Here is a 25,347-nt window from a genome sequence, read left to right as displayed (position 1 = left end):
GCCTTCGCAAGCGTCGCCTTCGCGCTGTTCAGCGCGGCGATGTACGGCGCCGGATCGATCTTGTAGAGGCGCTGGCCCGCCTTGACGTCGGTGCCTTCGGTGAATTCACGACGCAGCACGATGCCGTCGACCCGCGCGCGCACTTGCGCGACGAGGAATGCACTGGTGCGGCCCGGCAGGTCGGTGAAGACCGGCACGGCTTGCGGCTGGACGGTGACGACGCCGACTTCCGGCGTTTGCGGCGGCGGTGCCGATTCTTTTTTCCCGCACGCGGCCAGGAAAACGGCGGCCGTCGCGACAGTGATTAAGCGGTATGGAACCCGTTCGACGCGCATGGAGCGACCTCTGTGTATAACCAATGGAATAAGTGACGCGCCCGGCAGGAGCGCAACACGGATGCGCCTCGCGGCGCAGATCGAACACCTGAATTACTGGACTGCTAGATACAGCACGTCGGCACGAGACCTCCGTGCCGACGGGGATGCCGCGAACTGCGGACTGGTACTGGGGCGGGAATCAGCAGAGTGGGATATTAACTGATTGCCACTTGGGTCATTCGATCGTAGGGTGGTATTGTATATACATTCACGAATGTATGTAAAAAGCCCGTTTGTGCTCCGCCGACTGCCCAGTCTTACAGATTGTTACCAGCAGCAAGCATAGCCCGTCTGCATGACGGCGACGAGGGGTTGCGAACCCTATATTCACCGACGATCGATCCAATCAGGCCTGCACATGGTCAGACGTACCAAGGAGGAGGCGCTCGAGACGCGCAATCGCATTCTCGACGCCGCCGAACACGTGTTCTTCGAGAAAGGCGTGTCGCATACGTCGCTCGCGGACATCGCCCAGCACGCCGGCGTGACGCGCGGCGCGATCTACTGGCATTTCGCGAACAAGAGCGAACTGTTCGATGCGATGTTCGACCGTGTGCTCCTGCCGATCGACGAATTGAAGCGGATACCGCTCGACGCGCCGGGCGGCAATCCGCTCGACAAGGTGCGCCAGATCCTGATCTGGTGCCTGCTCGGCGTGCAGCGCGACCCGCAGCTGCGGCGCGTGTTCAGCATCCTGTTCATGAAGTGCGAGTACGTCGCGGACATGGAGCCGCTGCTGCAGCGCAACCGCGCGGGGATGAGCGAGGCGCTGCACATGATCGACGCCGATCTCGCGGTGGCCGTGGGGCTCAAGCTGCTGCCGGAGCGGCTCGATACGTGGCGCGCGACGCTGATGCTGCACACGCTCGTCAGCGGGTTCGTGCGCGACATGCTGATGCTGCCCGACGAAATCGACGCCGAGCAGCATGCGGAAAAGCTCGTCGACGGCTGCTTCGACATGCTGCGCTACAGCCCGGCGATGCTGAAGGACCGCGACTGACGCGGCGCATGGCGCGCCCCGTCGCCGTGCCGGGTCAGGCCGCTTCCGCGCGATGCGCGCGAGCCCGCCGGTTCGACGCGGCCACCGAATCGCGCGCCGGCATCGGCGCGCCGGCCAGCCCCGCGATCCATGCGTCGGTCGACATCACGGCCGCAAAATTCGACTGGAACACCACCGCGTACGCGCGGTGAATCTCCTCGGCGCTCGCCGCGCCCGCTTCGTTCGCGTAAGGCAGCGCGCCCGTCGCATCGTCCAGGTATTCGACCTTCAGCCCCGCATGCGCCGCGTGATAGACCGTCGACGCATTGCAGTTGTGCGTCATGTAGCCGGCCACCGCGAGCGTGTCGATGCCGTGCGCGTCGAGCCACGCGGCGAGATCGGTGCCGGCGAACGAACTGGCCTGCGCCTTCTCGATCCGATGCGCGTACGGCCGGCTGGCGACCACCGCGTGCAGCGCGACGCCGTCGGTGCCGGGCGCGAAGATCGGCGCGCCGGCCGGCGCGACGTGCTGAACCACGATCACCGGCACGCCGGCCGCGTGCGCGGCGTCGATCGCGCGGCCGATGTTCGCGAGCGACACGTCGAGCGGTGGATATTCGATCGGCAGGTTGCCCGTCACGTATTCGTTCTGCACGTCGATCACGATCAGTGCGCGGCGGAAAGCGGGACGGGAAGCGGAATGCGGGACGGCGTTCGACATGGCGGGCTCCTGGTCGGCGGCGCTGCCCCGCCCCGGAGCGGGGCGGCCAGCAGTGCGATGCGACGCATTGTCGGGCCGCGTGGCGAGCGCCGATAGTGGCCCGATAGCCATTCTTCGATAAAATCGGGCCATCGCCTTTCCGGAACCCGCCATGCTCGCCGCCGCGTCGCCCGCCCCATCCGTTCCGACCGTCGTCGCCGTGATCGCGTACGACGGCATCAGCCCGTTCCACCTGTCGGTGCCGTCGGTCGTGTTCGGCAAGGAGCGCGACGCGGACGCGTCGCCCGCGTTCACGTTCCGCGTCTGCTCGGCCGAGCGCGGCCCGCTCGCGACGACGGGCGGCTTCACGATCGCCGCGCCGTACGGGCTCGATGCGCTCGACGATGCGGACATCGTCATCGTGCCCTCCTGGCGCGACCCCGACGAAGCGCCGCCCGACGCGCTGCTCGACGCCGTGCGCGCGGTCGCCGCGCGCGGCGCCGAACTCGTCGGGCTGTGTCTCGGCGCTTACGTGCTCGCCGCGGCCGGCCTGCTCGACGGCCGCCCGGCCACCACGCACTGGGCGTGGGCCGACGATTTCGCCCGGCGCTTTCCGCGCGTGAAACTCGATCCCGACGTGCTGTACGTGGACGACGGCAACCTGACGACGTCGGCCGGCACCGCCGCGGGGCTCGACTGCTGCCTGCACGTCGTGCGGCGACGCTTCGGCTCGGACGCCGCGAACCGGATCGCGCGCCGCCTCGTGATCCCGCCGCACCGGCAGGGCGGGCAAGCCCAATACGTGCCGCAGCCGGTCGCCGCACACCCGCGCGATGCGCGGCTCGCGGGCCTGCTCGACTGGGTGCGCGCCCATCTCGACGCCGCGCACAGCGTCGATTCGCTCGCCGAGCGCGTACTGATGAGCCGGCGCACGTTCACGCGCCACTTCCGCCAGGCGACGGGCACGACCGTCACGGCGTGGCTGCAGGCCGAGCGGCTCGCGCGCGCGCGGCATCTGCTCGAAACCACCGGACAATCGATCGACGCGATCGCGCAGGCGGCCGGCTACGGCTCGAGCGTGTCGCTGCGCCAGCATTTCGCGGGCGCGCTCGGCACGTCGCCGTCTGCGTATCGAAGGGAATTTCGCGGCGCCGGAGCCGGCGCGGGACAGTGACGCCTGCCGCACGGGCGGCGGGCAGGCCGTGACGCGGAGCCGGGCGGCCGATCAGCCGCCGTTGAACCAGCGTGCCGCGTAAAGCAGCAGCGCGACGAACACGATCATCGCCGCCCAGGCCCACACGGGTATCGTGCCGGAATCGCGATGCCGGAGCGCGCTCGCCGCCCGCCCGCTCAGCGCGCCGCCGAGATGCGGCGGCAGCGCACGCTTCGTCGCGGCCACTAGCGATGCCGGCCGCAGAAATACGTGCTGGCGCCGCTGCGCGGATGCGCTCGCGCGATTCGGCGCGAGACCGTGCTTCGCCTGCACGACCGCCCCGAACTCGCGGAAGAACGTATCGGTCCATTCGCGCAGCGCATTGTCGATCTGCCGCCCCGGCAGTTCGGCGAGCGGCCCGCTCGCCGTCGCCCAGACCACGTACTCGATTCGCGTGGCGGTCGCATCGTCATCCGGCATCAGTGCGAGTTCGACCTGGCCGCGCAGTGCGCCGAGCCCGTCGGCCCGCGCCTTGAAGTTGAGCACGCGGCGCGGCTGCCCTTCCGCGTCGCCCTGCTCGGCGGCCGCATGCGCGCGCACGTCGTAGCGGGCACGCAGTGGGCCGAGCGGCACCGTGATCGTCAGCGCAAATTCGCCGTGCGCGAGTTTCACGAACGATTCGCAATGATCGAAGCTCGCGCGCAACAGCGCGAGATCCTCGAGCGCATCCCGTACGACAGGCGGCGCGAGCGGTACGCGTAACGTGTCGTTCAGTTCCATGACGCCTCCCCGATGAACGCGCGCCGCATCAGGACGTCTCGACGAGACTGTCGATCCGCGCGACATCGAAGGCGACGTAGTGCGCCAGCACGGCCGCCGCCTCGTTCGGTTCTTCGTAACTCCATGCGGCGTTCTCGATCACGCCGTCTTCCGTCTGCAAGTCGAAATGCACGGCCTGCCCCCTGAACGGGCAGGCCGACGTGACGCCCGATTTCACGAGCCGGCGCATGTTGACGTCGCTGCGCGGCAGGTAATGGATGTCCGGGAGCCCCGCTTCACGCACGGTCAGCGCGCCGTGCGAATCGGCATAGGTGATGCCGCGATGGATCACGCGCACGCGATGACGGTTCGGCACGATTTCGAGTCGAGGGTCGGCTGCATCGGACATCGTTTCTCCTTCGGGCGGCCGCCAGGCCGGGGCAGGAAACGAAAAAGCCACGGCACGCATGCCGTGGCTTTCATTATGGGCGAAACTTCGTCCGATTGCGCGCCCGGGGCCCGGACCGCGCGCGGCGGGCTACTGCGCACTCCACTGGAACGCGGCTTTCGCGCCGCCCTTCGCGCCGACCGTGACGGCGCGCGATTCGTCGCTACCCTGGTACGACGCATGCACCGTATAGCGCCCCGGCGGCAGCTTCACCAGCATGTACGGCCCGCGCGCGTCGGTCGACAGCACCTCGGTACCCTTGCCGTCGACGATCCGGACATGGACGTCGGCCAGGAACTCGCCGCCCTTGCCGGTGAAGCGCAGCGCCAGTGGCCACGACGCCTCGTTACGCTGGAATGCCGTCGACTGGTCCTTGCCGATACCGCCCGACACGTAGCTGACATCGCCTTGCTGGCTCGCGGCGGGCAGGCCGTCCGACTGCGCGTACGCGCCGGTCGCGCCGGCCGCGAGGCCAGCGGACAGCGCCGCGGCGACGGCAAATCGGGACACGTTGCGTAGATATTGCATGGCTCTCTCCTTGGGGTCGGAACACATACGGGGCGCAGCGTCACGCGGGTCGCACGGCGGCGCCCGCCGCGGCCGGCCGGACCGGCCGTCGGCCGTGGCCGGTCAGCTCAAGTCGACCGGCACGAAGATCTGTGCATTATCGCGCTGGATCAGCAGAGCAAGACTGTTGCCCGCGCCCTTCACCGCGTCGCGCAACTGCTCGGGGCTCGTGACCGGGCGGCCGTTGACCGCGAGGATCACGTCGCCCGGCTGGATGCCCGCGTTGGCGGCCGGCCCGCCGGCCTGCTGCACGATCAGCCCGTGCGACAGGTTGCTGGCGCTACGCTCCTGCGGCGACAGCGGACGCACCGCGACACCCAGGCGGCCCTGTTCGACCGGCCCGCCGTCGTTCGACGCGAGCTTCGCATCGGACATCGCGCCGAGCGTCACGCTGATCGACTTCTTCGACTTGTCGCGCCAGATCTGCAGGTCGGCCTTCGAACCCGGCTTCAGGTTCGCGATCTGCGCGGGCAGCGACGTCGAATCGGCGACCGGCGAACCGTTGACCGACAGGATCACGTCGCCCGGCTGCAGGCCGGCCTTCGCGGCCGGCCCGTTGGCGTCGACCGAGCTGACGAGCGCGCCGTCCGGCTTCTGCAGTCCGAACGAGCTCGCGAGCGTCTGGTTCAGCCCCTGCACGGCGACACCGAGGCGGCCGCGGCTCACGTGGCCCGTCTTCACGAGCTCGTCCTTCACCTTGATCGCCTCGTTGATCGGGATCGCGAACGACAGGCCCTGGAAGCCGCCCGTCTGCGAGTAGATCATCGAGTTGATGCCGATCACCTCGCCCTGCAGGTTGAACAGCGGGCCGCCGGAGTTGCCGGGGTTCACCGGCACGTCGGTCTGGATGAACGGCGTGTAGTTCTCGTCCGGCAGCGCGCGCGACTTCGCGCTGATGATGCCCGACGTGACCGTGTTGTCGAAGCCGTACGGCGAGCCGATCGCGACGACCCACTGGCCGACCTTGCTCTGCGCCGGGTCGCCGATCTTCACGGTCGGCAGGCCGCTCGCGTCGATCTTCAGCACGGCGACGTCGGACTGCTTGTCGGAGCCGACGACCTTCGCCTTGTATTCGCGCTTGTCGGTCAGCTTGACCGTGACGACGTTCGCGCCGTCGATCACGTGTGCATTGGTGAGGATGTATCCGTCGGAACTGACGATGAAGCCCGACCCGAGACTCGCGCTCGGCTGGTCGTCCGGCTGCGCGTCGCCGCCCATGCCCGGCACCTGGCCGTAGAAGTGCTTGAAGAACTGGTAGAACGGGTCGCTCGGATCGATCGGCAGTTGCGGTTGCGGCGCGCGTCGCGACACCTGCTTCACGACATGCTTCGCGCTGATGTTCACGACCGCCGGGCCGTAGGTCTCGACGAGCCCGGAGAAATCGGGAATGCCGGTCTTGGCCGCGGCTTCGGCCGGCATCAATGCGGCCGCCTGCGCGGGCGTGATGATCTGCGGATCGGCGCGGCGGGTGCCGGCGAAATAGCCGGCCGACAGGGCCGCCGCCACGGCGACCGCGACGGTGCCGCGCGCAAGGAATCGGGTGTTCATCGTAGGACCTCCTCTTTGTTAGGACGCAGCGTAACGACCCTGACTTAAAGGAGGCTTAATCAGCCTTAAGCGGGGCTTAAGCGGCTGCCGGCGGCGAACCCGCGCCACCCTCGCCGGGAGCCCCCTTCAGACGGATTCGGAAGACTGCGGCGCCGGGGCCGGCATCTCGGCATCGCGGAACACGACGCTGACGAGCAGGCCGCCCGCGGCCGCATCGCCGAGCGACACCGTCGCGCCCTGCTGCGCCGCCACGCGCTTGACGATCGCGAGCCCGAGCCCGCTGCCCGACACGTCGGTGCGCGCGCGCGCCGTGCTGTCGCGATAGAAGCGGTCGAACACGCGCTCGCGCTCTGCCGCCGGAATGCCCGGCCCGCTGTCGGCGATCTGCACGCATGCGCGGCCCGCCGCGTCGCGCGTCAGCGACACGTCGATGCGGCCGCCGTCCGGCGTGTACTTCACCGCGTTGTCGAGCAGGTTGCCGAACATCACGCGCAGCGCGCCGACGTCCGCGACGACGCTCGCCGCGCACGTTTCCTCGAAGCCGAGATCGATGTCGTGCCGCTGCGCGAGCGGCGCATGCGCGGCCACGCATTCGGCGAGCAGCGCCTGCAGGTCGACCGGTTCGCGCATCGTCGCGCCGTCCGGCTCCGCGCGCGCGAGCGCGAGCAGTTGCTCGGTGAGACGCGTCGCGCGCGACACGCCGTCCTGGAGATCCGCGATCGCCTCGCGGCGCGACGCCTCGTCCTTCGCACGGGCGACGAGCTGAGCCTGGATCTGCACGGCGGCGAGCGGCGTGCGCAATTCGTGCGCGGCGTCGGCGACGAACGCCTTCTGCGTGTCGAGCGCCGCCGACAGCCGCGCGAGCAGCCCGTTCAGCGCCCGCACGAGCGGCTGCACCTCGAGCGGCAGGCGCGCGTCGGGCAGCGCATCGAGCGCTTCCGGCCGGCGCGCCTCGACCGCGCGCGTCACGCGCGCGAGCGGCGCGAGCCCGCGCCCGACGATCCCCCACACGGCCGCGCCGAGGAACGGCAGCAGCACGATCAGCGGCCACAGCGTGCGCAGCGCGACGTTCGCCGCCAGCCGGTTGCGCACCGACAGCGGCTGCGCGAGCTGCACGACGTTGTCGCCGACGATCGCGCCGTACACGCGCCATTCGCCGCGATCGGTGCGCTCGGTCGAGAAGCCGAGCTCGGCGCGCGGCGCGATCGGCGCGCGCGGATGCGAGAAGTACATCAGCACGCCGTTGCGATTCCAGATCTGGATCACGATGCCTTCGTCGCCGTTGGTGCGCGAGCCGAACACCTGCGAGAACGGCTCCGACGGCAGCGCCGCGGCGATTTCCTGCAACTGGTAGTCGAACAGTTCGTTCGCTTCGGCGAGCGCCTGCCGGTAGATGAGCCAGCCCGCCATGCCCACGCCCGCGACGACGATCGCGAGCAGCCAGATCAGCAATTGATGACGAATCGACCGCACGCGTCAGCTTTCCTTGACGACCATGTAGCCGAGCCCGCGCACGTTGCGGATCAGGTCCGAGCCGAGCTTCTTGCGCAGCGCGTGGATATAGACCTCGACCGTGTTGCTGCCGATCTCCTCGCCCCAGCCGTACATCTTCTCCTCGAGCTGGCTCTTCGACAGCACCGCGCCCGGCCGCGCGAGCAGCGCCTCGAGCAGCGCGAACTCGCGCGCGGACAGCGCGACGGGCGCGCCGTCGAGCGTCACCTGGTGCGACGCGGGATCGAGCGTGAGCGCGCCGTGGCGGATCAGCGACTCGCTGCGTCCGGCCTGGCGGCGGATCAGCGCGCGCATCCGCGCGCCCAGCTCGTCGAGATCGAACGGCTTGACGAGGTAGTCGTCGGCGCCGGCGTCGAGCCCCTTCACGCGATCGGCGACCGCGTCGCGCGCGGTGACGATCAGCACCGGCAGCGCCAGCCCGCGCCCACGCAGCGTGCGCAGCACGTCGATGCCGTCGCGCTTCGGCAGGCCGAGATCGAGCAGCAGCAGATCGTACGTCTCGCCGCCGAGCGCCGTGAGCGCGGCGTCGCCGTCCTGCACCCAGTCGACCGCAAAGCCGTCCGAGCGCAGCGCCTTGCGCACGCCCTCGGCAATCATTCGATCATCTTCGACAAGCAGAATCCGCATCGGGACAGGCATCCATGGGCGAGTCAAACACGGCGACCATTGTAGCGCCGCGCATCGCGTGCGCGGCACCGTGCAATGCAACAGTAAGGCGGATTGCAAGGGGCCTGCCCCGACTTGTCTCTACAATGTGCGCTTCGGCGCCCCCGCGCGTCCTGCCCGAGCCCCCGCTTTTCCCGTATTCGCCCATGCCGATTTCCGATCTTTCCGCCCGGTTCGTCCCCCGCGCCCGCGTCTGTCTGCGGGCGGCCGCCGTCGTCGCCACGTGCACGGCCCTCGCGTTCGCGCCGTCCGCGCAGGCCCGCAAGAAGTCCCACAAGGAAGCGCGCAAGACTGCCGTCGTGTCGCCGGCCGCGCGCGCGGCCGGCCTGCCGGCATCCGTGCTCGTCGCGCTGCAGCGTGCGAAGGTGCCGGCGTCGGCGATGAGCGTCGTCGTCGAGCGCGTCGGCGATCCGCAACCGCTGATCGCATGGAATGCGAGCCGGCCGATGCTGCCGGCCTCGACGATGAAGCTCGTGACGACCTTCTCGGGCCTGTCGATCCTCGGCCCCGACTACCGCTGGCGCACGACCGCGTACACGGACGGCACGGTCGACCCCGACGGCACGCTGCAAGGCAACCTGTACATCAAGGGCACCGGCGATCCGAAGCTCGTGCCCGAAGAACTGATCGACCTCGTCGACAAGCTGCGCAAGGCCGGCGTCAAGCGCGTGGCCGGCGGTCTCGTGCTCGACAAGAGCTATTTCGCTGCGTCGACGCGCGACCTGCCGTCGTTCGACGACGATGTCAGCGCGCCGTACAACGTCGGCCCCGATCCGTTGCTGTATGCATTCAAGGCCGTGTCGTTCACGGTCACGCCGGGCGATGACGGCAAGGTCGCCGTCGACGTGCTGCCGCCGCTCGCGAACCTGTCGATCGACAACCAGCTCGTCGAAGGCTCGGGTTCGTGCAGCGCGGCCGCCGCGGCTGCGCGCCCGACGCTGACGGCCGGCGGCGGGATCATGACCGCGTCGTTCGCCGGCGACTACCCGCTGCGCTGCGGCGCGCATACGACCAACCTCGCGATCCTCGATCACACGACGTTCTTCGCACGCGGCTTCCTCGCGCTGTGGCAACAGGACGGCGGCACGATCGCGGGGCCCGTCAGCGAGGGCAAGGTGCCCGCCACCGCGCGGCCGCTCGCCGTGCATCACAGCCCGGTGCTCGGCAGCATCGTCTACGACATCAACAAGTTCAGCAACAACGTGATGGCGCGCAACCTGTTCCTGACGATCGGCGCGGTCAGCGGCAAGCCGCCCGCGACGCCCGAGCAGTCGAGCCGCGCGATCCAGGCGTTCCTGCAGAAAAACGGCATCGCGATGCCCGACCTCGTGCTCGAGAACGGCTCCGGGCTGTCGCGCGAAGAGCACGTGAGCGCGCTGTCGCTCGCCGCGCTGCTGCAGGCCGCGAACGCGAGCCCCGTCGCGCAGGCGTTCGTCGATTCGCTGCCGATCGCGGGCATCGACGGCACGATGAAGAACCGCCTCACCAACGCGGGCGTGCTCGGCAACGCGCACATCAAGACCGGCACGCTGCGCGACGTGCGCGCGATCGCCGGCTACGTCGCCGGTGCGGACGGCCAGAGCTACGTCGTCGTCAGCTTCATCAACAACGATCACGCGGAAGGCGCACGCGCCGCGCACGACACGCTGCTCGAGTGGATCTACGCGGGCGCGCACTGACGATCCGTGCGGCGTGCAACGTGCGGCGCGCAACGTGCAGCGCGCAGCGCAGCGGGCCGTCGCGACAGCGCGGCACGCGCGCCCCCGCACCGCGTCGCCCGCGAAAATCTCGCCGCGCAGTTTGAAACGCCCGCGCCACCGTCGCGCGACGCCCCGTGCGCACGCTGCGCCTGCAAAACGGGGCCACACCGCCCGGCCCCGCGCAGTACGGGTTCCGTAGAAACCCTATCCTCTGAGGGAACCTTCTACGCTGCCCCCTCGCCTAGCGCGTGGCGATTGCGTAGGCTATTGGCCTGACCGATATCTACAACGGGCCACACGCCCGGCCTCATGGCTTGCAGGGGAACGAAGGAGACACGCCCATGCGATTCGACGTCGAATTGCTTCTGCTCGCGCTGGCGCCCGTCTTCCTGCTCTGCATCGCGTGGGAGGCCTGGCACTTCGCCCGCACCCGCGCGCAGGACCGCATCTATGCATGGCGCGACACGCTGTGCAACGCGGCGCTCGCGCTGATGCACCAGGGCGCCGACAAGATCGCATGGCTGTTCGTGATTCCCGTTTATGCGTACTGCTATCGGCACTATCGCGTCTACACGTGGCACGACGGCTGGCTGTCGTTCGCGGTGCTGTTCGTCGCGCAGGACTTCCTCTACTACGTGTTTCATCGCGCGAGCCATCGCGTGCGCTGGCTGTGGGCCGCGCACGTCGTGCACCACTCGTCCGAACGGATGAATTTCTCGACCGCGTTCCGCCAGAGCCTGATGTACCCGATCGCGGGCATGTGGCTGTTCTGGCTGCCGCTCGCGTTCGCCGGCTTTCCGCCGCAACAGATCGTCGGCATCGTGCTGATCAACCTCGCGTTCCAGTTCTTCGTGCACACGCAGGCGATCGGCAAGCTCGGCTGGCTCGAATACGTGCTGAACACGCCGTCGATCCACCGCGCGCACCATGCACGCAACGCGCGCTACATCGACCGCAATTACGCAGGCGTCCTCGTGATCTGGGATCGCCTGTTCGGCAGCTATGTCGAGGAAACGCCCGACGATCCGCCGCGCTACGGAATCGTCGAGCGGCTCGGCTCGAACAACCCGCTCGTCGCGACGTTCCACGAGTGGGCGGCGATGGCGTCCGACGCGTGGCGCGTCGGCGGATGGCGCAACAAGCTGCGCGCGATTTTCGGCCCGCCCGAATGGGCGAGCGCTTATCATGCGCAGATCGCCGAGGCCGCGAACCCGGATCCGCGCACCGTGCCGCAGGCGGCTGCGCGCGACCGATAAACCGTTTCAGCCAACGGCCGCCGCGCAGCCCGGAACCGAGCAGGCACGCGGCAGATGAGAAACACATCAGGGCCATATCTACGAGGAGATCGAACGATGCAGACACAACAACACGCCCCTTCCCGCACGCGCCGGCGCATGCTGCGCACCGCGCAAGTCGCGATCGCCGGCGCCGCGCTCGCGTTGCTCGCCGCATGCGGCGGCGGCGACGACAACAACGGCAGCAGCGCGTCGAACACGCCGCCGTCGGGCGTGAAGATGCAGATCGTGTCGTTCGGCGACAGCCTGTCCGACGTCGGCACCTACTCGCAGATCAAGCTCGGCTTCGGCGGCGGCCGCTTCACGACCAACCCGGGCCAGGTCTGGACGCAGGACGTCGCGCAGTACTACGGCGACACGCTGCAACCCGCGAACCAGGGCGGCTTCGGCATCCCGCTGCAGGCGACGGGCGGCCTCGGCTACGCGCAAGGCGGCTCCCGCGTGACACTGCAGCCGGGCATCGGCCATGCGGACGCCAGCGTGCCGAACCCCGACTACGCCCAGGCGACGACGACGCCGATCGCCGACCAGGTCAAGCAATACCTGACGCAGCACGGCAGCTTCAACGCCGGCCAGATCGTGCTGATCAACGGCGGCGCGAACGACATCTTCTACCAGGCCCAGGTCGCGCAGGCGCAAGGCAACACGCCGGCCGCGCAACTCGCGGCGGCGCAGGCGATCGGCCTGGCCGCGCAGCAGCTCGGCGGGATCGTCCAGCAGATCGTCGCGGCGGGCGCGACGCACGTGTTCGTCGCGAACGTGCCGGACATCGGCGGCACGCCGCTCGCGCTGCAAGGCGGCGCGAGCACGCAGGCCGCGTTCACGCAACTGTCGGGGCTGTTCAACAAGACGCTCGTCGGCACGCTGGCCGCGCTGAAGGTCGACCCGACGAAGTACGTGGTGGTCGATTCGTTCACGTGGCAGGACGGCATCGCGGCCAACTACCAGGCGAACGGCTTCAGCGTGTCGAATACCGACACCGCCTGCAACCTGAAGGCGATGGTCCAGGCCGCCACGCAGTACGGCGTCGCGAATGCGACCGCGTTCGGCTCGTCGCTGTTCTGCTCGCCGCAGACCTACACGGTCGCGAACGCGGACCAGACCTACATGTTCGCCGACACGGTCCACCCGACGACGCACCTGCACGCGCTGTTCGCGCAATACGTCCAGCAGCAGATCGCGAAATCCGGCGTCGGCAAGTAAGCCGCCGGCCACGCGCCCAAACGAAAACGCCCGACCGGTTCGCCGGTCGGGCGTTTTTTCATTCGGCAGGCGCCTGCACGCGTCAGTCGCGTGCTTCGAATGCCGCCGCCGCGCGGCCGAGGCGATCGTTGACCGCGATCCATTCGATGGTCTCGGGCAGCTTCTCGACGAGGATACGCGCGACCTGCGCGCGATCGAGCGCCCGCAGCATGCCGTACAGGTCGCGTGCATAGGCCTGCGGATCTTCCGGCGCCGCGATGAAATGCACGCCGTCGGCCTGCGCCCAGTGTCCTGCCCGCGACGCACGTGCGACGAGCGCGACGCGCTCGCCGTCGGTTTGCGCGGCCGCGAGCAGCGGCTCGAGCGCGTCGAACGGCAGCAGCGCGAGCGGCGTGCGCGGTGCGTAATGCGCTTTCAGCGTGCCCGACGCGCGCGGCGCGGTCGCGTCGCTGCCGTCCGGCAGCTTCGGCGCGCGACCGAGGACGTCGGCGATCTGCTGCGGCGTCACGTGGCCCGGGCGCAGCAGCGCCGGGAAGCCGCGCGACAGGTCGAGGATCGTCGATTCGATGCCAACTTCGGATGCGCCGCCGTCGAGCACGTGCACGGTATCGCCGAATTCGTCGCGCACGTGTTGCGCGGTCGTCGGGCTCACGTGGCCGAACCGGTTCGCGGACGGCGCCGCCACGCCGCCGTGGCCGCCGCGCCGTGCGCTGAACGCGGCCAGCAGCGCCTGCGCGACCGGATGCGACGGACAGCGCAGCCCGACCGAATCCTGCCCGCCGCTCACGGCATCCGGAATGCGCGCATGACGCTTCAGGATCAGCGTCAGCGGGCCCGGCCAGAACGCATCGATCAGCGCGTGCGCGTCGGCCGGCAGATCGTCGGCCCAGTAGCCCGGATCGCCGCCGGGCGGCAGATGCACGATCACCGGATGGTTCGCGGGCCGCCCTTTCGCCGCATAGATGCGCGCGACGGCCTCGGGATTCGCCGCGTCGCCGCCGAGCCCGTAGACGGTTTCGGTCGGAAATGCGACGAGCTGGCCCGCGTCGAGCAACGCGGCGGCCGCGTCGATCTGCGCGGGCGTCACGTGCTTCGGAAGATCGATGGACATCGGCCCGCGCCTCAGTCGAGCGGCACGCGCAGCAGTTGCGCGCACGCGTTGGCGGCGGCTACGGCTTCGTCGCGCGTCTCGGCCGTGAAATTCACGTGGCCCATCTTGCGGCCGACGCGCGCTTCTTCCTTGCCGTACAAGTGCAGGTGCGCGGCCGGCATCGCGGCGACCGTGTCCCACGGCGGCGTGACGGCACCGGCTGCCGGACCGTCGGGGAACCACACGTCGCCGAGGATGTTCAGCATCGCGGCCGGCGAATGCTGGCGCGGGTTGCCGAGCGGCATGCGGGTCATCGCGCGCACCTGCTGCTCGAACTGGCTCGTTGCGCACGCATCGACCGTGTAGTGGCCGGAGTTGTGCGGGCGCGGCGCCATTTCGTTCGCGACGAACGAGCCGTCCTCCAGCACGAAGAACTCGACGCACAGCACGCCGACGTAGCCGAGCGTATCGGCGATCCGCACGGCCGCCTGCTGCGCCTCTTCGACGCGCGCGGCATCGGCCGCCGGCGCCGGCACGACCGTCAGCGCCAGGATGCCGTCGTGATGCACGTTCTGCGCGAGCGGGAACGCGGCCGAGCGGCCGTCCGCGCCGCGCGCGATCAGCGCCGACACCTCGTATTTCAGCGGCAGGCGCTTCTCCAGCACGCATGGCACGCCGCCGAGCGCGGCATGCGCGTCGCGTGCTTCCTGCGCGGTGGCGACGCGCACCTGGCCCTTGCCGTCGTACCCGAGGCGGGCCGTCTTCAGGATGCCCGGCAGCACCGCGTCGAGCGCGGCGTCGTCGAGCGCGGCGAGCGCCGCCGCCGATTCGATCACGACGTGCGGCGCGACCGGCACGCCCGACGCCTCGATGAAACGCTTCTCCGCGATCCGGTCCTGCGCGACCGCGACGCAGCGGCCGGCCGGTGCGACGAACGTCGTGCGCGCGAGGAAATCGAGGCTCGCGGCCGGCACGTTCTCGAATTCCGTCGATACGGCCTCGCACAGGTCCGCCAGTTCGGCGAGTGCGGCTTCGTCGTCGTACGCCGCGCGCAAATGGCGATCGGCGACCGCGCCGGCGGGGCTCGCCGGATCGGGATCGAGCACGGCGACGCGATAGCCCATCGACTGGGCGGCAAAGCAGAACATGCGGCCGAGCTGGCCGCCGCCGACCATGCCCAGCCACGCGCCGGGCAGGATCGGGGAAACGGAATCAGGAGTTGCGGTCATGTCAGTGGTCGGTCGCGGCGGAACGCGGAAATGCCCGCCGCAGTAGGAAAATCCGGCGCCGGCCGCGTCGTGCGGCCGCGCGCCATGCCGTCATTCCAGCGGCGGCAGCACCATCGCGTGCGCGGCTTCGTTCTGGCGCACGCGGAACGCCGCGAGCCGGTTCGCGTAGTCGACCGAGTTGCCGGACAGGATCGACACCGCGAACAGCGCGGCATTCGCAGCGCCGGCCTCGCCGATCGCGAACGTCGCGACGGGCACGCCCTTCGGCATCTGCACGATCGAGTGCAGCGAATCGACGCCCTTCAGGTACTTGCTCGCGACCGGCACGCCGAGCACGGGCACCGTGGTCTTCGCGGCCAGCATGCCGGGCAGGTGCGCGGCGCCGCCGGCGCCCGCGATGATCGCGCGCAGCCCGCGCTCGCGCGCCTTCTCCGCATAGTCGAACATCTCGTCGGGCATCCGGTGCGCGGACACGACCTTCGCTTCGTACGGCACGCCGAATTCCTGCAGGATCGCGACCGCGTTCTTCATCACGTCCCAGTCGGAACTCGAACCCATCAGCACGCCGACGAGCGGCGCGCTGTGCGTGTGGGCAGTTTGCTTTTCATTCATTTCGTGTGTTCCTGTCGACCGGAGTGAGTGCTTCAGCCCTTACTCCGGTCCCATGCAAAGCTCCGTCAGGCGAGCGACTGACCCGTGATGCGCTCGAGCGCTTCCTGGTACTTCGCGGCCGTCTTCTCGACGACGTCGGCCGGCAGCGCCGGCGCCGGCGCCGTCTTGCCCCACGGCTGCGCCTCGAGCCAGTCGCGCACGAACTGCTTGTCGAACGACGGCGGGTTCGTGCCGACTTCGTACTGGTCGGCCGGCCAGAAGCGCGACGAATCGGCGGTCAGCACTTCGTCCATCAGGTACAGCTTGCCGTGGTTGTCGAGACCGAATTCGAACTTCGTGTCGGCGATGATGATGCCGCGCGTCGCCGCGTAGTCGGCCGCTTCCTTGTACAGGCGAATCGAGATGTCGCGGATCGTCGCGGCCAGCTCGGTGCCGATGCGGCGCTCGGTTTCCTCGAACGTGATGTTCTCGTCGTGCTCGCCCATCTCGGCCTTCGCGGCCGGCGTGAAGATCGGCTCGGGCAGCTTCTGCGCGTTCTGCAGACCTTCCGGCAACTGCACGCCGCACACGGCGCCCGACGCCTGGTACTCCTTCCAGCCGCTGCCGGCCAGGTAGCCGCGCACGACCGCTTCGATCATGATCGGCTCGAGACGCTTGACGACCACGCCGCGGCCCTTCACCTGCTCGACCTCGTCGGCCGCGACGACCGCTTCCGGCGCGTCGCCCGTCAGGTGATTCGGCACGATGTGCGCGAGCTTGTCGAACCAGAAGTTCGCCATCTGGTTCAGCACGCGGCCCTTGTTCGGAATCGGCTCGCCCATCACCACGTCGAAGGCCGACAGGCGATCGGTCGTGACGATCAGGAGCTTGTCGTTGCCGACCGCGTAGTTATCGCGAACCTTGCCGCGACCGAGGAGCGGCAGCGAGCGGAGCGTGGATTCGTAAAGGGTAGACATCGTCTTTTCGCAGATAAGGAGCCAAACAAAAAGGGAAACGCCGTTCCCCGCGGCAGGCGGGAACGGCGGTCTTGCAATACGTCGGCGAACCGGCGGACGCAGCGCCCGGACGGCTGCCGGCCGGCCCTCGTTCGGCCGGACGGAACGGCTGCCGGGGCCGGACCGGATCCGGCCAGCCTGGCGGCCCGCCCATGCCCGGCGGCAGAACCGGGCGGGGCAATCGTACTACAGTCTCAGCGCACGACCTGGGCGAGCGCACCCGACTTGTACTGCTCGGCGATCTTGTCGAGCGACACCGGCTTGATCTTGCCGGCCTGGCCTTCGCAGCCGAACGCGAGGTAACGGTCGACGCAGACCTTCTTCGCGGCTTCGCGCGCGGGCTTCAGGTAGTCGCGCGGATCGAACTTGCCCGGATTCTCGAACAGGTAGCGGCGGATCGCGCCGGTGATCGCGAGACGCAGGTCGGTATCGATGTTGATCTTGCGCACGCCGTGCTTGATGCCTTCCTGGATTTCCTCGACCGGCACGCCGTAGGTTTCCTTCATGTCGCCGCCGAATTCGCGGATCTCGGCCAGCAGTTCCTGCGGCACCGACGACGAACCGTGCATCACGAGGTGCGTGTTCGGAATGCGCGCGTGGATTTCCTTGATGCGCTGGATCGACAGGATGTCGCCCGTCGGCTTCTTCGAAAACTTGTACGCGCCGTGCGACGTGCCGATCGCGATCGCGAGTGCATCGCACTGCGTGAGCTTCACGAAGTCGGCGGCTTGCTCCGGATCGGTCAGCAGCTGCTCGCGGGTCATCGTGCCTTCCGCGCCGTGGCCGTCTTCCTTGTCGCCCTTCATCGTCTCGAGCGAGCCCAGCACGCCGAGTTCGGCTTCGACCGTCACGCCGATCGAATGCGCCATCTCGACGACCTTGCGCGACACGTCGACGTTGTACTCGTAGGACGCGACCGTCTTGCCGTCGGCTTCGAGCGAACCGTCCATCATCACGCTCGTGAAGCCGCTGCGGATCGCGGCCGTGCAGACCGCCGGCGACTGGCCGTGATCCTGGTGCATCACGACCGGAATGTGCGGATACGATTCGACCGCCGCTTCGATCAGGTGGCGCAGGAACGGCTCGCCCGCATACTTACGCGCGCCGGCCGATGCCTGCATGATCACGGGCGCGCCGACCTGATCCGCCGCCGCCATGATCGCCTGGACCTGCTCCAGGTTGTTCACGTTGAAGGCCGGCAGGCCGTAACCGTGCTCTGCCGCGTGGTCCAGCAATTGACGCATTGATACGAGAGGCATTGTGGAACTCCTTGGAATGAAAACCGGTGCGCCCTGACGCCGGCGCGGCGCTCGCTCCCGGTCCAGACCGGGGCGGCACGGCGCGGCTGAGCGTCGAATAGCCGCATTTTATCGCGAAGCGCCTCCGATTCCGACCGCCCGGTAGCGCCCGCTCGCAATTTGTTACGTTCGCACGGCACAATCCGGCCAAAAAGGAGAAAAAAAGCCGCGCGGGGCTTCGGACCCCGCGCGGCTTTCGCGCAAAAAACGGTGCCGGATCGATTCCGGCCGATCCGGCCGCAGGCCGCAGGCCGGCTCGATGCGGCTCGGCCGGCGCTCAATAATGCTCGCCGACTCGTACGATCTTCAGCGTGTTGGTGCCGCCCGCCTGCCCCATCGGCTCGCCGACGGTCAGCACGACCATGTCGCCGTGCTGCACGTAACCCTGCTTGACGACGATCTCGAGCGCCGCCTGCAGCGCCGAATCGCGGTCGCTGTTGAAGTCGACGTGCAGCGGCGTCACGTTGCGGTACAGCGCCATCGTGCGCTCGCTGCCGACGCGCGGCGTCAGCGCGAAGATCGGCACGTGCGTGTAGTGACGCGACATCCACAGCGCGGTCGCCCCCGATTCGGTCAGCGCGACGATCGCCTTCGCGCCGAGGTGATACGCGGTGAACAGCGCGCCCATCGCGATCGACTGGTCGATCCGCGTGAACGTGCGGTCGAGGAAATCCTTGTCCAGCTCGACGTGCTCAGACTTTTCCGCCTCGACGCACACGGCCGCCATCGTCTCGATCGTGACGACCGGGTACTTGCCGGCGGCCGTCTCCGCCGACAGCATCACCGCGTCGGTGCCGTCGAGCACCGCGTTCGCGACGTCCGACACTTCCGCGCGGGTCGGCACCGGTGCGTAGATCATCGATTCCATCATCTGCGTCGCGGTGATCACGAGCTTGTTCGACTCGCGCGCCATCCGGATCATCCGCTTCTGCAAAGCCGGCACGGCCGCGTTGCCCACTTCCACCGCGAGGTCGCCGCGCGCGACCATGATGCCGTCGGATGCGTCGAGGATGCTCTGCAGCGCCGGAATCGCTTCCGCACGCTCGATCTTCGCGATCATCTTCGGCTTGATGCCGTACGGCGCGCCCGCGATGTTCGCGAGCTGGCGCGCCATTTCCATGTCGGTCGCGTTCTTCGGGAACGACACCGCGACGAGGTCCGCGCCGAGCGACATCGCGGTGCGGATGTCCTCCATGTCCTTCGCGGTCAGCGCCGGAGCCGACAGGCCGCCGCCCTGGCGGTTGATCCCCTTGTTGTTCGACAGCTCGCCGCCCACCTTGACGGTCGTGTGGATCTCGTCGCCGAGCACGCGCTCGACGGTCAGCACGATCAGGCCGTCGTTCAGCAGCAGCAGGTCGCCCGGCTTCAGGTCGCGCGGCAGCTCCTTGTAGTCGAGGCCGACGCGCTCGTCGTTGCCGAGTTCGCAGCCCGCATCGAGGATGAACGGCTGCCCCGGCACGAGCGTGGTCTTGCCGTTCTCGAACTTGCCGACGCGGATCTTCGGGCCCTGGAGGTCGGCCATGATCGCGATCTCGCGGCCGACCTTGCGGGCGGCCTCGCGCACCATTTCGGCGCGCTGGCGGTGATCGTCGGCCGTGCCGTGCGAAAAATTGAGCCGCACGACGTCGAGGCCCGCCTGCATCATCTGCAGCAGAGTCTCCGGCGAACTGGAGGCCGGGCCGATCGTGGCGACTATCTTGGTGGCGCGCTGCATGAAACTCCTCATCTGGATCAAGGTGGATGCGCTGGGTGAAACGCTGCGAGAGCCGGAAGCGGCAGGCCCAGCGGCGGCCGCTCCGGGGAGCGTGCCGGTGCTTGCGCCCGGCATCGCTTTGTTCTGAATCTCGTGGTGCTGCACGGCCGCGTCGCCGGCGGCCGCCGGTGCGCGCGGGGCGGTGTTCGCCCGCGCGGGCGCGCGTTTGCGCTTGCCCGCGCCAGCCGGCTGCTCCGCTTTCGCGGAGCGCGCGGCCTTCGTCGCCCCTGCGCGCGTCGCCACGCTCAGGCCGCCCGCGTTTCGAGCACTTCCACCGCCGGCAGCTTCTTCCCCTCGAGGAACTCGAGGAAGGCGCCGCCGCCCGTCGAGATGTAGCTGACCTGGTCGTGGATGCCGTACTTCGCGATGGCCGCGAGCGTGTCGCCGCCGCCCGCGATCGAGAACGCGGACGATTTGGCGATCGCTTCGGCGAGTGTCTTCGTGCCGTTGCCGAACTGGTCGAACTCGAACACGCCGACCGGGCCGTTCCATACGATCGTGCCGGCCTTCTCGAGCTGGCTGGCGAGCGCCTTGGCCGTATCGGGGCCGATGTCGAGGATCATGTCGTCCGCTTCGATGTCGGCGACCTGCTTCACCGTGGCCGCAGCCGTCGGCGAGAATTCCTTGGCGGTGACGACGTCGGTGGGGATCGGCACCGACGCGCCGCGCTCGCGCGCTTCGTCGATGATCGCCTTCGCCTCGGCGACGAGATCGGCCTCCGCGAGCGACTTGCCGATCGACAGACCGGCCGCGAGCATGAACGTGTTCGCGATGCCGCCGCCGACGATCAACTGGTCGACCTTGCCGGCCAGCGACTTCAGGATCGTCAGCTTGGTCGACACCTTGGAACCGGCGACGATCGCGACCAGCGGGCGCGCCGGGTTGCCGAGCGCCTTGCCGAGCGCGTCGAGTTCGGCCGCCAGCAGCGGGCCCGCGCACGCGACGGGCGCGTACTTCGCGATCCCGTGCGTGGTCGCTTCCGCGCGGTGCGCGGTGCCGAACGCGTCGTTCACGTACACGTCGCAGAGCTTCGCCATCTTTTGCGCGAGCTCGTCGGAATTCTTCTTCTCGCCCTTGTTCACGCGGCAGTTCTCGAGCAGCACGACCTGGCCCGGCGCAACGTTCACGCCGTTCTCGACCCAGTTCGACACGAGCGGCACGTCGCGGCCGAGCAGTTCGCCCAGACGCTTCGCGACCGGCGCGAGCGAGTCTTCCGGCTTGAATTCGCCTTCGGTCGGACGGCCGAGGTGCGACGTGACCATCACGGCCGCGCCGGCGTCGAGCGCGGCCCGGATGGCCGGCACGGACGCGCGCACGCGCGTGTCTTCGGTGATGTTGCCGTGATCGTCCTGCGGGACGTTCAGGTCGGCACGGATGAACACCCGCTTGCCGGCGAGCTGGCCGGCGGCGATCAGGTCGGTGAGACGCTTGACTTGGCTCATGTTGAACAGATTGAAGTAGTGGATGGGGAAAGGGGGTTCACGCTGGACGTGCGCGGGCTGCCGCGAAAGGGCGCCGGATGCGGCCGTGGCTGGCGGTTCGCATGACGCGCACGGGTAAAAAATCTCGAACGGGCATTCTAGCCGATCCATCCGGCAGACTGACCCGTGCGGCGGCGAATTCCGCCTATTTGGGATCGCGTGCGGCCGGCGGCATGATGCTGCATCGCAGCAACGCCCGAGGCGCTCCAGTCGGCACGCGGCCGGCCGGGGCGGCGAATCATCAGAAGACCAGGCGCAGCGCGGTGAACACGAGCATGCCGACGACGATCGTGCCGAGCATGCTGCGCCGCCACAAAAACCAGCCGAGGCCGGCGAGCGCCGCGTAGAGCGGATGATTGGACAGCCCGAACGACAGCCCGGCCGGCGTTTCGAGCACGTCGGGCAGCACGACGGCGACCAGCGCGGCGGCCGGCGCGTAGCGCAGCGCGCGCTGCGCGCGTTCGGGCAGCACGGTGCGCTCGCCGCCGATCAGGAACAGCGCGCGCGTGACGGCCGTGACGATCGTCATCCCGACGATGACGATCCAGATCTCGGTCGCGTTCATTCAATGTCCTTTTCGTGCACGGTTTCGGTCCGGATGCGCCGCCAGTCGGCGCGCTCGACGAAGAAATCGGCCGCGCAGCCGGCCGCCAGCGCGGCGAACACCGCCAGCGGCAGCGCGAGCCGGTACGGCAGGTCGAACGCGATCAGCGACACGATCCCGGCGACCGCGACGGCCGCGAGCGTCGAGCGGTTCGCGACCGCCGACACCATGATCGGAATCAGCGCGAGCGTGCCGGCCAGCTCCAGCCCCCAGCTCGCGGGAAAGATGCTCGCGAGCAGGATGCCGGCGAGCGACGACACCTGCCACGACGCCCAGCTCGCGAGCGCCATCCCCCAGAAATACGCCTCCTTGCCCGGCACGCGGCCGTACGCGAAGCCCTGTTTCTGGAACAGCAGGTAGATCACGTCGCCGTTGAAATAGCCGATCGCGAGGCGCCGCCACAGCGGCAGGTAGGAAAAATGGGGGGCCAGCCCGGCGCTGAAGATCACGAAGCGCAGGTTGACCATCGCGGCCGTGAGCAGCACGGTCCAGATCGGCAGCTTCGCCGCGAGGAGCGGCAGTACCGCGAGCTGCGACGAGCCCGCGTAGACGAACAGCGACATCGCGCTCGCCTGCCCGAGCGTCATCACCGACTTGCTCATCGCGATGCCGGTGACGAGGCCCCAGGACAGGATCGCCATCAGTGTCGGGGAATAGTCGCGCGCGCCCTGGATCAGCGCGAAGCGGTCGGTGGCGGACAATCGAGCGAGCATGGGAAAGGCGGGCCGCAGCGGGCGGTTCGTCCGGGCGCCGGCGTCTCCCGCCGGCAAGGCCCGTCGTTATTGGAATCGGTACCGGCCGATTATAGCCCCGACCCTGTGCCGACCGACCGGATCGCCGCCAAATGACGCTAAAATAAGCGTCTTTCCGGCTCAACGCTGCATACAACCCGCAGCACCCCACCGCTTCCAGGAGAATCCTATGTCAATGGCCGACCGCGACGGCAAGATCTGGATGGACGGCAAGCTGATCGACTGGCGCGACGCCAAGATCCACGTCCTGACCCACACGCTGCACTACGGCATGGGCGTCTTCGAGGGCGTACGCGCGTACAAGGCGGCCGACGGCAGCACCGCGATCTTCCGCCTGCGCGAGCACACCAAACGTCTGCTGAATTCGGCGAAGATCTTCCAGATGGACGTGCCGTTCGACCGCGAAACGCTCGAAGCCGCGCAACTCGCGGTCGTGCGCGAGAACCGGCTCGAGTCGTGCTACCTGCGCCCGATCATCTGGGTCGGCTCGGAAAAGCTCGGCGTGGCCGCGAAGGGCAACACGATCCACGTCGCGATCGCCGCGTGGCCGTGGGGCGCGTACCTCGGCGAAGAAGGCCTCGCGAAGGGCATCCGCGTGAAGACGTCGTCGTTCACGCGCCACCACGTGAACGTGTCGATGGTGCGCGCGAAGGCGTCGGGCTGGTACGTGAACTCGATTCTCGCGAACCAGGAAGCGACGGCCGACGGCTACGACGAAGCGCTGCTGCTCGACGTCGACGGCTACGTGTCCGAAGGCTCCGGCGAAAACTTCTTCCTCGTGAACAACGGCAAGCTGTATACGCCCGACCTGTCGTCGTGCCTCGACGGCATCACGCGCGACACGGTCATCACGCTCGCGAAGGACGCCGGCATCGACGTGATCGAAAAGCGCATCACGCGCGACGAGGTCTACACGGCCGACGAAGCGTTCTTCACCGGCACGGCCGCCGAAGTCACGCCGATCCGCGAGCTCGACAACCGCACGATCGGCAGCGGCGCGCGCGGCCCCGTCACGGAAAAGCTCCAGTCGGCGTTTTTCGATATCGTGTCGGCCAAGAACGCGAAGTACGCGCACTGGCTGACGAAGGTCTGAGCGCGCCGCGCGACCGACTGCCCCACACAAGAGTGATAAGAGAAAGTCTCATGAGTGAAATCAAGGAAATGCCGCTGGTCGAGCTGACGGCCAAGGATCTTCCCGCCTACTGCCCGAACCCGGCCATGACGCGCTGGAATGCGCATCCGCGCGTGTTCATCGACGTGTCGCACGGCGAGGCGCGCTGCCCGTACTGCGGCACGCGCTACAAGCTGCGCGACGGCGAGGTCGTCAAGGGCCACTGAGCCCCGACGGCCGGGCCCGAGGGCCTTCGATCCGCAAGGCGGCGCAGCCGGAGCTCCGGCGCGCCGCCCTTCCCCATTCTGGCAACCCGAACGCGGCGTCCGTGCGCCGTGCTTCATTACGACATCGGAAGTCGACCTGATGCGTCGAGCGCTGGTTATCGCACCGAACTGGATCGGTGACGCATTGATGGCGCAGCCGCTTTTTGCGCTGCTGAAAAAGCTCCATCCCCGCATCGCGATCGATGCCGTCGCACCCTCGTGGGTCGCGCCCGTGCTCGAGCGGATGCCCGAGATCCACGATGTCTACGCGACCGATCTCGCGCACGGCAAGCTGCAGCTGCTGCGCCGCTGGCAGCTCGCGAGCGACCTGCGCGACGTCGGCTACGACGCGGCGTACGTGCTGCCGAATTCGCTGAAGTCCGCGGTGATCCCGTGGCTCGCGAACATCCCGCTGCGGATCGGCTATACGGGCGAGCACCGCTACGGGCTGCTGAACGTGCGGCACGCGAATCCGGCCAAGTCGGGCGAGCGCCCGCCGATGACGACCCACTACGCGGCGCTCGCCTACGCGCCGGGGGCGAAGCTGCCCGAGTCGATGAAGACGCTGCCCGCGCCGCGCCTGGACGCCGACCTGAACGAGACGGCGCGCGTGTCCGCACGCTTCAATCTCGATACGCGCAAGCCGCTCGTCGTGTTCTGCCCCGGCGCCGAATACGGCCCGGCCAAGCGCTGGCCGCCCGAGCATTTCGCGTCGCTCGCGACCATCGTCCACCAGTCGTTCCCGTATACGCAGATCGTCGCGCTCGGCTCGCAGAAGGATGCCGCGGCCGCGCAGGCGATCGCCGACCACGCGCCGAACGTGCGCAACCTGTGCGGGCAGACGTCGTTGTCCGAGGCGTGCGCGCTGATCGCGCGCGCGAATGCCGTCGTCACCAACGATTCGGGGCTGATGCACGTCGCCGCCGCGCTGCGCCGGCCGCTCGTCGCGTTGTACGGATCGACCGATCCGCGCCACACCCCTCCGCTGTCGGACCTGGCGAAGGTACAATGGCTGCATCTCGAATGCAGTCCCTGCTTCGAACGCGAGTGCCCGCTCGGCCACCTGAAGTGCCTGCGCGAACTCGGTCCCGAGCAGGTATTCGGCGATTTGCGCGGCATGCTCGTCGGGCAGCGCTGACCCTGACCGGCGGCGTCGCACGGCGCGCCGGGCAATCCGATTCACCGGTGCGCGGCGGCTCGATCCGGGCCGCCATGCTGAATACGGCGCGCGATGCGCGCGAGAGACAAC

25 protein-coding genes and 1 pseudogene are annotated in these 25,347 nt (G+C 68.7%); 9 read left to right on the top strand and 17 right to left on the bottom strand.

Annotated elements, in window-relative coordinates:
- Positions 1 to 335 (bottom strand): annotated as a pseudogene (locus tag WS89_RS24760) (biotin/lipoyl-binding protein); the annotation flags it as partial.
- A gap of 400 nt (positions 336 to 735) precedes the next feature.
- Between WS89_RS24760 and WS89_RS24755 the strand changes: the two are divergent.
- Positions 736 to 1,377, top strand: a complete 642-nt coding sequence (locus WS89_RS24755) for a TetR family transcriptional regulator (protein ID WP_059794087.1) — start codon at positions 736 to 738, stop codon at positions 1,375 to 1,377.
- 34 nt (positions 1,378 to 1,411) lie between these two features.
- Here WS89_RS24755 and WS89_RS24750 read toward each other — a convergent pair whose 3' ends face one another.
- Positions 1,412 to 2,077 (bottom strand): cysteine hydrolase family protein, encoded by a 666-nt coding sequence (locus WS89_RS24750; protein ID WP_059794086.1) that lies wholly within the window; start codon positions 2,075 to 2,077, stop codon positions 1,412 to 1,414.
- Positions 2,078 to 2,228: 151 nt separating this feature from the next.
- Between WS89_RS24750 and WS89_RS24745 the strand changes: the two genes are divergently transcribed.
- Complete coding sequence (locus WS89_RS24745; RefSeq protein WP_059794084.1) at positions 2,229 to 3,230, top strand: helix-turn-helix domain-containing protein; 1,002 nt, start codon at positions 2,229 to 2,231, stop codon at positions 3,228 to 3,230.
- Between the two features lie 51 nt (positions 3,231 to 3,281).
- On the opposite strand, the gene WS89_RS24740 is transcribed toward WS89_RS24745, so the two are convergent.
- From WS89_RS24740 to WS89_RS24715, 6 genes are all read right to left on the bottom strand, one after another.
- Complete coding sequence (locus WS89_RS24740; RefSeq protein ID WP_059504596.1) at positions 3,282 to 3,989, bottom strand: CoxG family protein; 708 nt, start codon at positions 3,987 to 3,989, stop codon at positions 3,282 to 3,284.
- 28 nt (positions 3,990 to 4,017) lie between these two features.
- Positions 4,018 to 4,377 (bottom strand): DUF427 domain-containing protein, encoded by a 360-nt coding sequence (locus WS89_RS24735; RefSeq protein WP_059504594.1) that lies wholly within the window; start codon positions 4,375 to 4,377, stop codon positions 4,018 to 4,020.
- A 129-nt stretch (positions 4,378 to 4,506) separates the two neighbouring features.
- A complete protein-coding gene (locus WS89_RS24730) occupies positions 4,507 to 4,944 on the bottom strand; it encodes a carboxypeptidase-like regulatory domain-containing protein (RefSeq protein ID WP_059794082.1) in 438 nt (145 codons plus the stop codon).
- Positions 4,945 to 5,046: 102 nt separating this feature from the next.
- Positions 5,047 to 6,531 carry a DegQ family serine endoprotease gene (locus WS89_RS24725; protein ID WP_034208274.1) on the bottom strand — a complete coding sequence of 495 codons (1,485 nt, stop codon included), beginning with the start codon at positions 6,529 to 6,531 and terminating at the stop codon, positions 5,047 to 5,049.
- Positions 6,532 to 6,657: 126 nt separating this feature from the next.
- A complete protein-coding gene (locus WS89_RS24720) occupies positions 6,658 to 8,004 on the bottom strand; it encodes an ATP-binding protein (protein WP_059504590.1) in 1,347 nt (448 codons plus the stop codon).
- Positions 8,005 to 8,007: 3 nt separating this feature from the next.
- Positions 8,008 to 8,670, bottom strand: a complete 663-nt coding sequence (locus WS89_RS24715; protein ID WP_006481728.1) for a response regulator — start codon at positions 8,668 to 8,670, stop codon at positions 8,008 to 8,010.
- 185 nt (positions 8,671 to 8,855) lie between these two features.
- On the opposite strand from WS89_RS24715, the gene dacB reads away from it, so the two are divergent.
- The 3 genes from dacB to WS89_RS24700 all read left to right on the top strand — a co-directional run bounded on the left by dacB (position 8,856) and on the right by WS89_RS24700 (position 12,907).
- Positions 8,856 to 10,388 (top strand): D-alanyl-D-alanine carboxypeptidase/D-alanyl-D-alanine endopeptidase, encoded by a 1,533-nt coding sequence (gene dacB, locus WS89_RS24710; protein ID WP_059794079.1) that lies wholly within the window; start codon positions 8,856 to 8,858, stop codon positions 10,386 to 10,388.
- Positions 10,389 to 10,750: 362 nt separating this feature from the next.
- Positions 10,751 to 11,665, top strand: coding sequence for a sterol desaturase family protein (locus WS89_RS24705; RefSeq protein WP_059504586.1), 915 nt, complete (start codon positions 10,751 to 10,753; stop codon positions 11,663 to 11,665).
- Between the two features lie 96 nt (positions 11,666 to 11,761).
- On the top strand, positions 11,762 to 12,907 hold the full coding sequence (locus WS89_RS24700; protein WP_034208278.1) for an SGNH/GDSL hydrolase family protein: 1,146 nt from the start codon (positions 11,762 to 11,764) through the stop codon (positions 12,905 to 12,907).
- Between the two features lie 82 nt (positions 12,908 to 12,989).
- Here WS89_RS24700 and WS89_RS24695 read toward each other — a convergent pair whose 3' ends face one another.
- The 6 genes from WS89_RS24695 to pyk form a co-directional block, all read right to left on the bottom strand.
- On the bottom strand, positions 12,990 to 14,018 hold the full coding sequence (locus WS89_RS24695) for an L-threonylcarbamoyladenylate synthase (RefSeq protein ID WP_059794076.1): 1,029 nt from the start codon (positions 14,016 to 14,018) through the stop codon (positions 12,990 to 12,992).
- 11 nt (positions 14,019 to 14,029) lie between these two features.
- Entirely contained in the window at positions 14,030 to 15,226 is a 1,197-nt protein-coding gene (locus tag WS89_RS24690) for a 5-(carboxyamino)imidazole ribonucleotide synthase (protein WP_059504582.1), read from the bottom strand.
- 90 nt (positions 15,227 to 15,316) lie between these two features.
- On the bottom strand, positions 15,317 to 15,838 hold the full coding sequence (gene purE / locus WS89_RS24685) for a 5-(carboxyamino)imidazole ribonucleotide mutase (RefSeq protein WP_059504580.1): 522 nt from the start codon (positions 15,836 to 15,838) through the stop codon (positions 15,317 to 15,319).
- A 65-nt stretch (positions 15,839 to 15,903) separates the two neighbouring features.
- The gene (locus WS89_RS24680; RefSeq protein ID WP_027785305.1) at positions 15,904 to 16,794 is read right to left on the bottom strand and encodes a phosphoribosylaminoimidazolesuccinocarboxamide synthase; all 891 of its coding nucleotides are present in this window, start codon (positions 16,792 to 16,794) and stop codon (positions 15,904 to 15,906) included.
- Positions 16,795 to 17,027: 233 nt separating this feature from the next.
- A complete protein-coding gene (fba, locus tag WS89_RS24675; protein ID WP_006481730.1) occupies positions 17,028 to 18,092 on the bottom strand; it encodes a class II fructose-bisphosphate aldolase in 1,065 nt (354 codons plus the stop codon).
- 316 nt (positions 18,093 to 18,408) lie between these two features.
- A complete protein-coding gene (pyk, locus tag WS89_RS24670) occupies positions 18,409 to 19,845 on the bottom strand; it encodes a pyruvate kinase (protein WP_034208283.1) in 1,437 nt (478 codons plus the stop codon).
- Between pyk and WS89_RS34730 the strand changes: the two genes are divergently transcribed.
- A complete protein-coding gene (locus tag WS89_RS34730) occupies positions 19,844 to 19,972 on the top strand; it encodes a hypothetical protein (protein WP_023476234.1) in 129 nt (42 codons plus the stop codon). The two genes, pyk and WS89_RS34730, sit on opposite strands and share 2 nt — an antisense overlap.
- Before the next feature lie 157 nt (positions 19,973 to 20,129).
- Here the strand turns inward: WS89_RS34730 and WS89_RS24665 are convergent, their stop codons facing one another.
- The 3 genes from WS89_RS24665 to WS89_RS24655 all read right to left on the bottom strand — a co-directional run bounded on the left by WS89_RS24665 (position 20,130) and on the right by WS89_RS24655 (position 22,682).
- A complete protein-coding gene (locus WS89_RS24665; RefSeq protein ID WP_034208284.1) occupies positions 20,130 to 21,326 on the bottom strand; it encodes a phosphoglycerate kinase in 1,197 nt (398 codons plus the stop codon).
- Positions 21,327 to 21,606: 280 nt separating this feature from the next.
- Positions 21,607 to 21,930, bottom strand: coding sequence for an AzlD domain-containing protein (locus WS89_RS24660; protein WP_059794074.1), 324 nt, complete (start codon positions 21,928 to 21,930; stop codon positions 21,607 to 21,609).
- The gene (locus WS89_RS24655) at positions 21,927 to 22,682 is read right to left on the bottom strand and encodes an AzlC family ABC transporter permease (RefSeq protein WP_059794071.1); all 756 of its coding nucleotides are present in this window, start codon (positions 22,680 to 22,682) and stop codon (positions 21,927 to 21,929) included. Before WS89_RS24655 ends, WS89_RS24660 begins: the two co-directional genes overlap by 4 nt.
- A 208-nt stretch (positions 22,683 to 22,890) precedes the next feature.
- Here WS89_RS24655 and WS89_RS24650 point away from each other — a divergent pair, with 208 nt between their 5' ends.
- The 3 genes from WS89_RS24650 (at position 22,891) to waaF (ending at position 25,236) form a co-directional block, all read left to right on the top strand.
- Positions 22,891 to 23,814, top strand: a complete 924-nt coding sequence (locus WS89_RS24650; RefSeq protein WP_059794069.1) for a branched-chain amino acid transaminase — start codon at positions 22,891 to 22,893, stop codon at positions 23,812 to 23,814.
- Between the two features lie 50 nt (positions 23,815 to 23,864).
- Positions 23,865 to 24,059 (top strand): zinc-finger domain-containing protein, encoded by a 195-nt coding sequence (locus WS89_RS24645; RefSeq protein ID WP_006482499.1) that lies wholly within the window; start codon positions 23,865 to 23,867, stop codon positions 24,057 to 24,059.
- A 139-nt stretch (positions 24,060 to 24,198) separates the two neighbouring features.
- Positions 24,199 to 25,236, top strand: coding sequence for a lipopolysaccharide heptosyltransferase II (gene waaF, locus WS89_RS24640; protein WP_059794067.1), 1,038 nt, complete (start codon positions 24,199 to 24,201; stop codon positions 25,234 to 25,236).
- Positions 25,237 to 25,347: the final 111 nt, after the last annotated feature.

The sequence above is a fragment of the Burkholderia sp. MSMB1072 genome, from assembly GCF_001524725.1.
Classification (GTDB): Bacteria; Pseudomonadota; Gammaproteobacteria; order Burkholderiales; family Burkholderiaceae; genus Burkholderia.
This window is presented reverse-complemented; position numbering and strand designations above follow the sequence as displayed.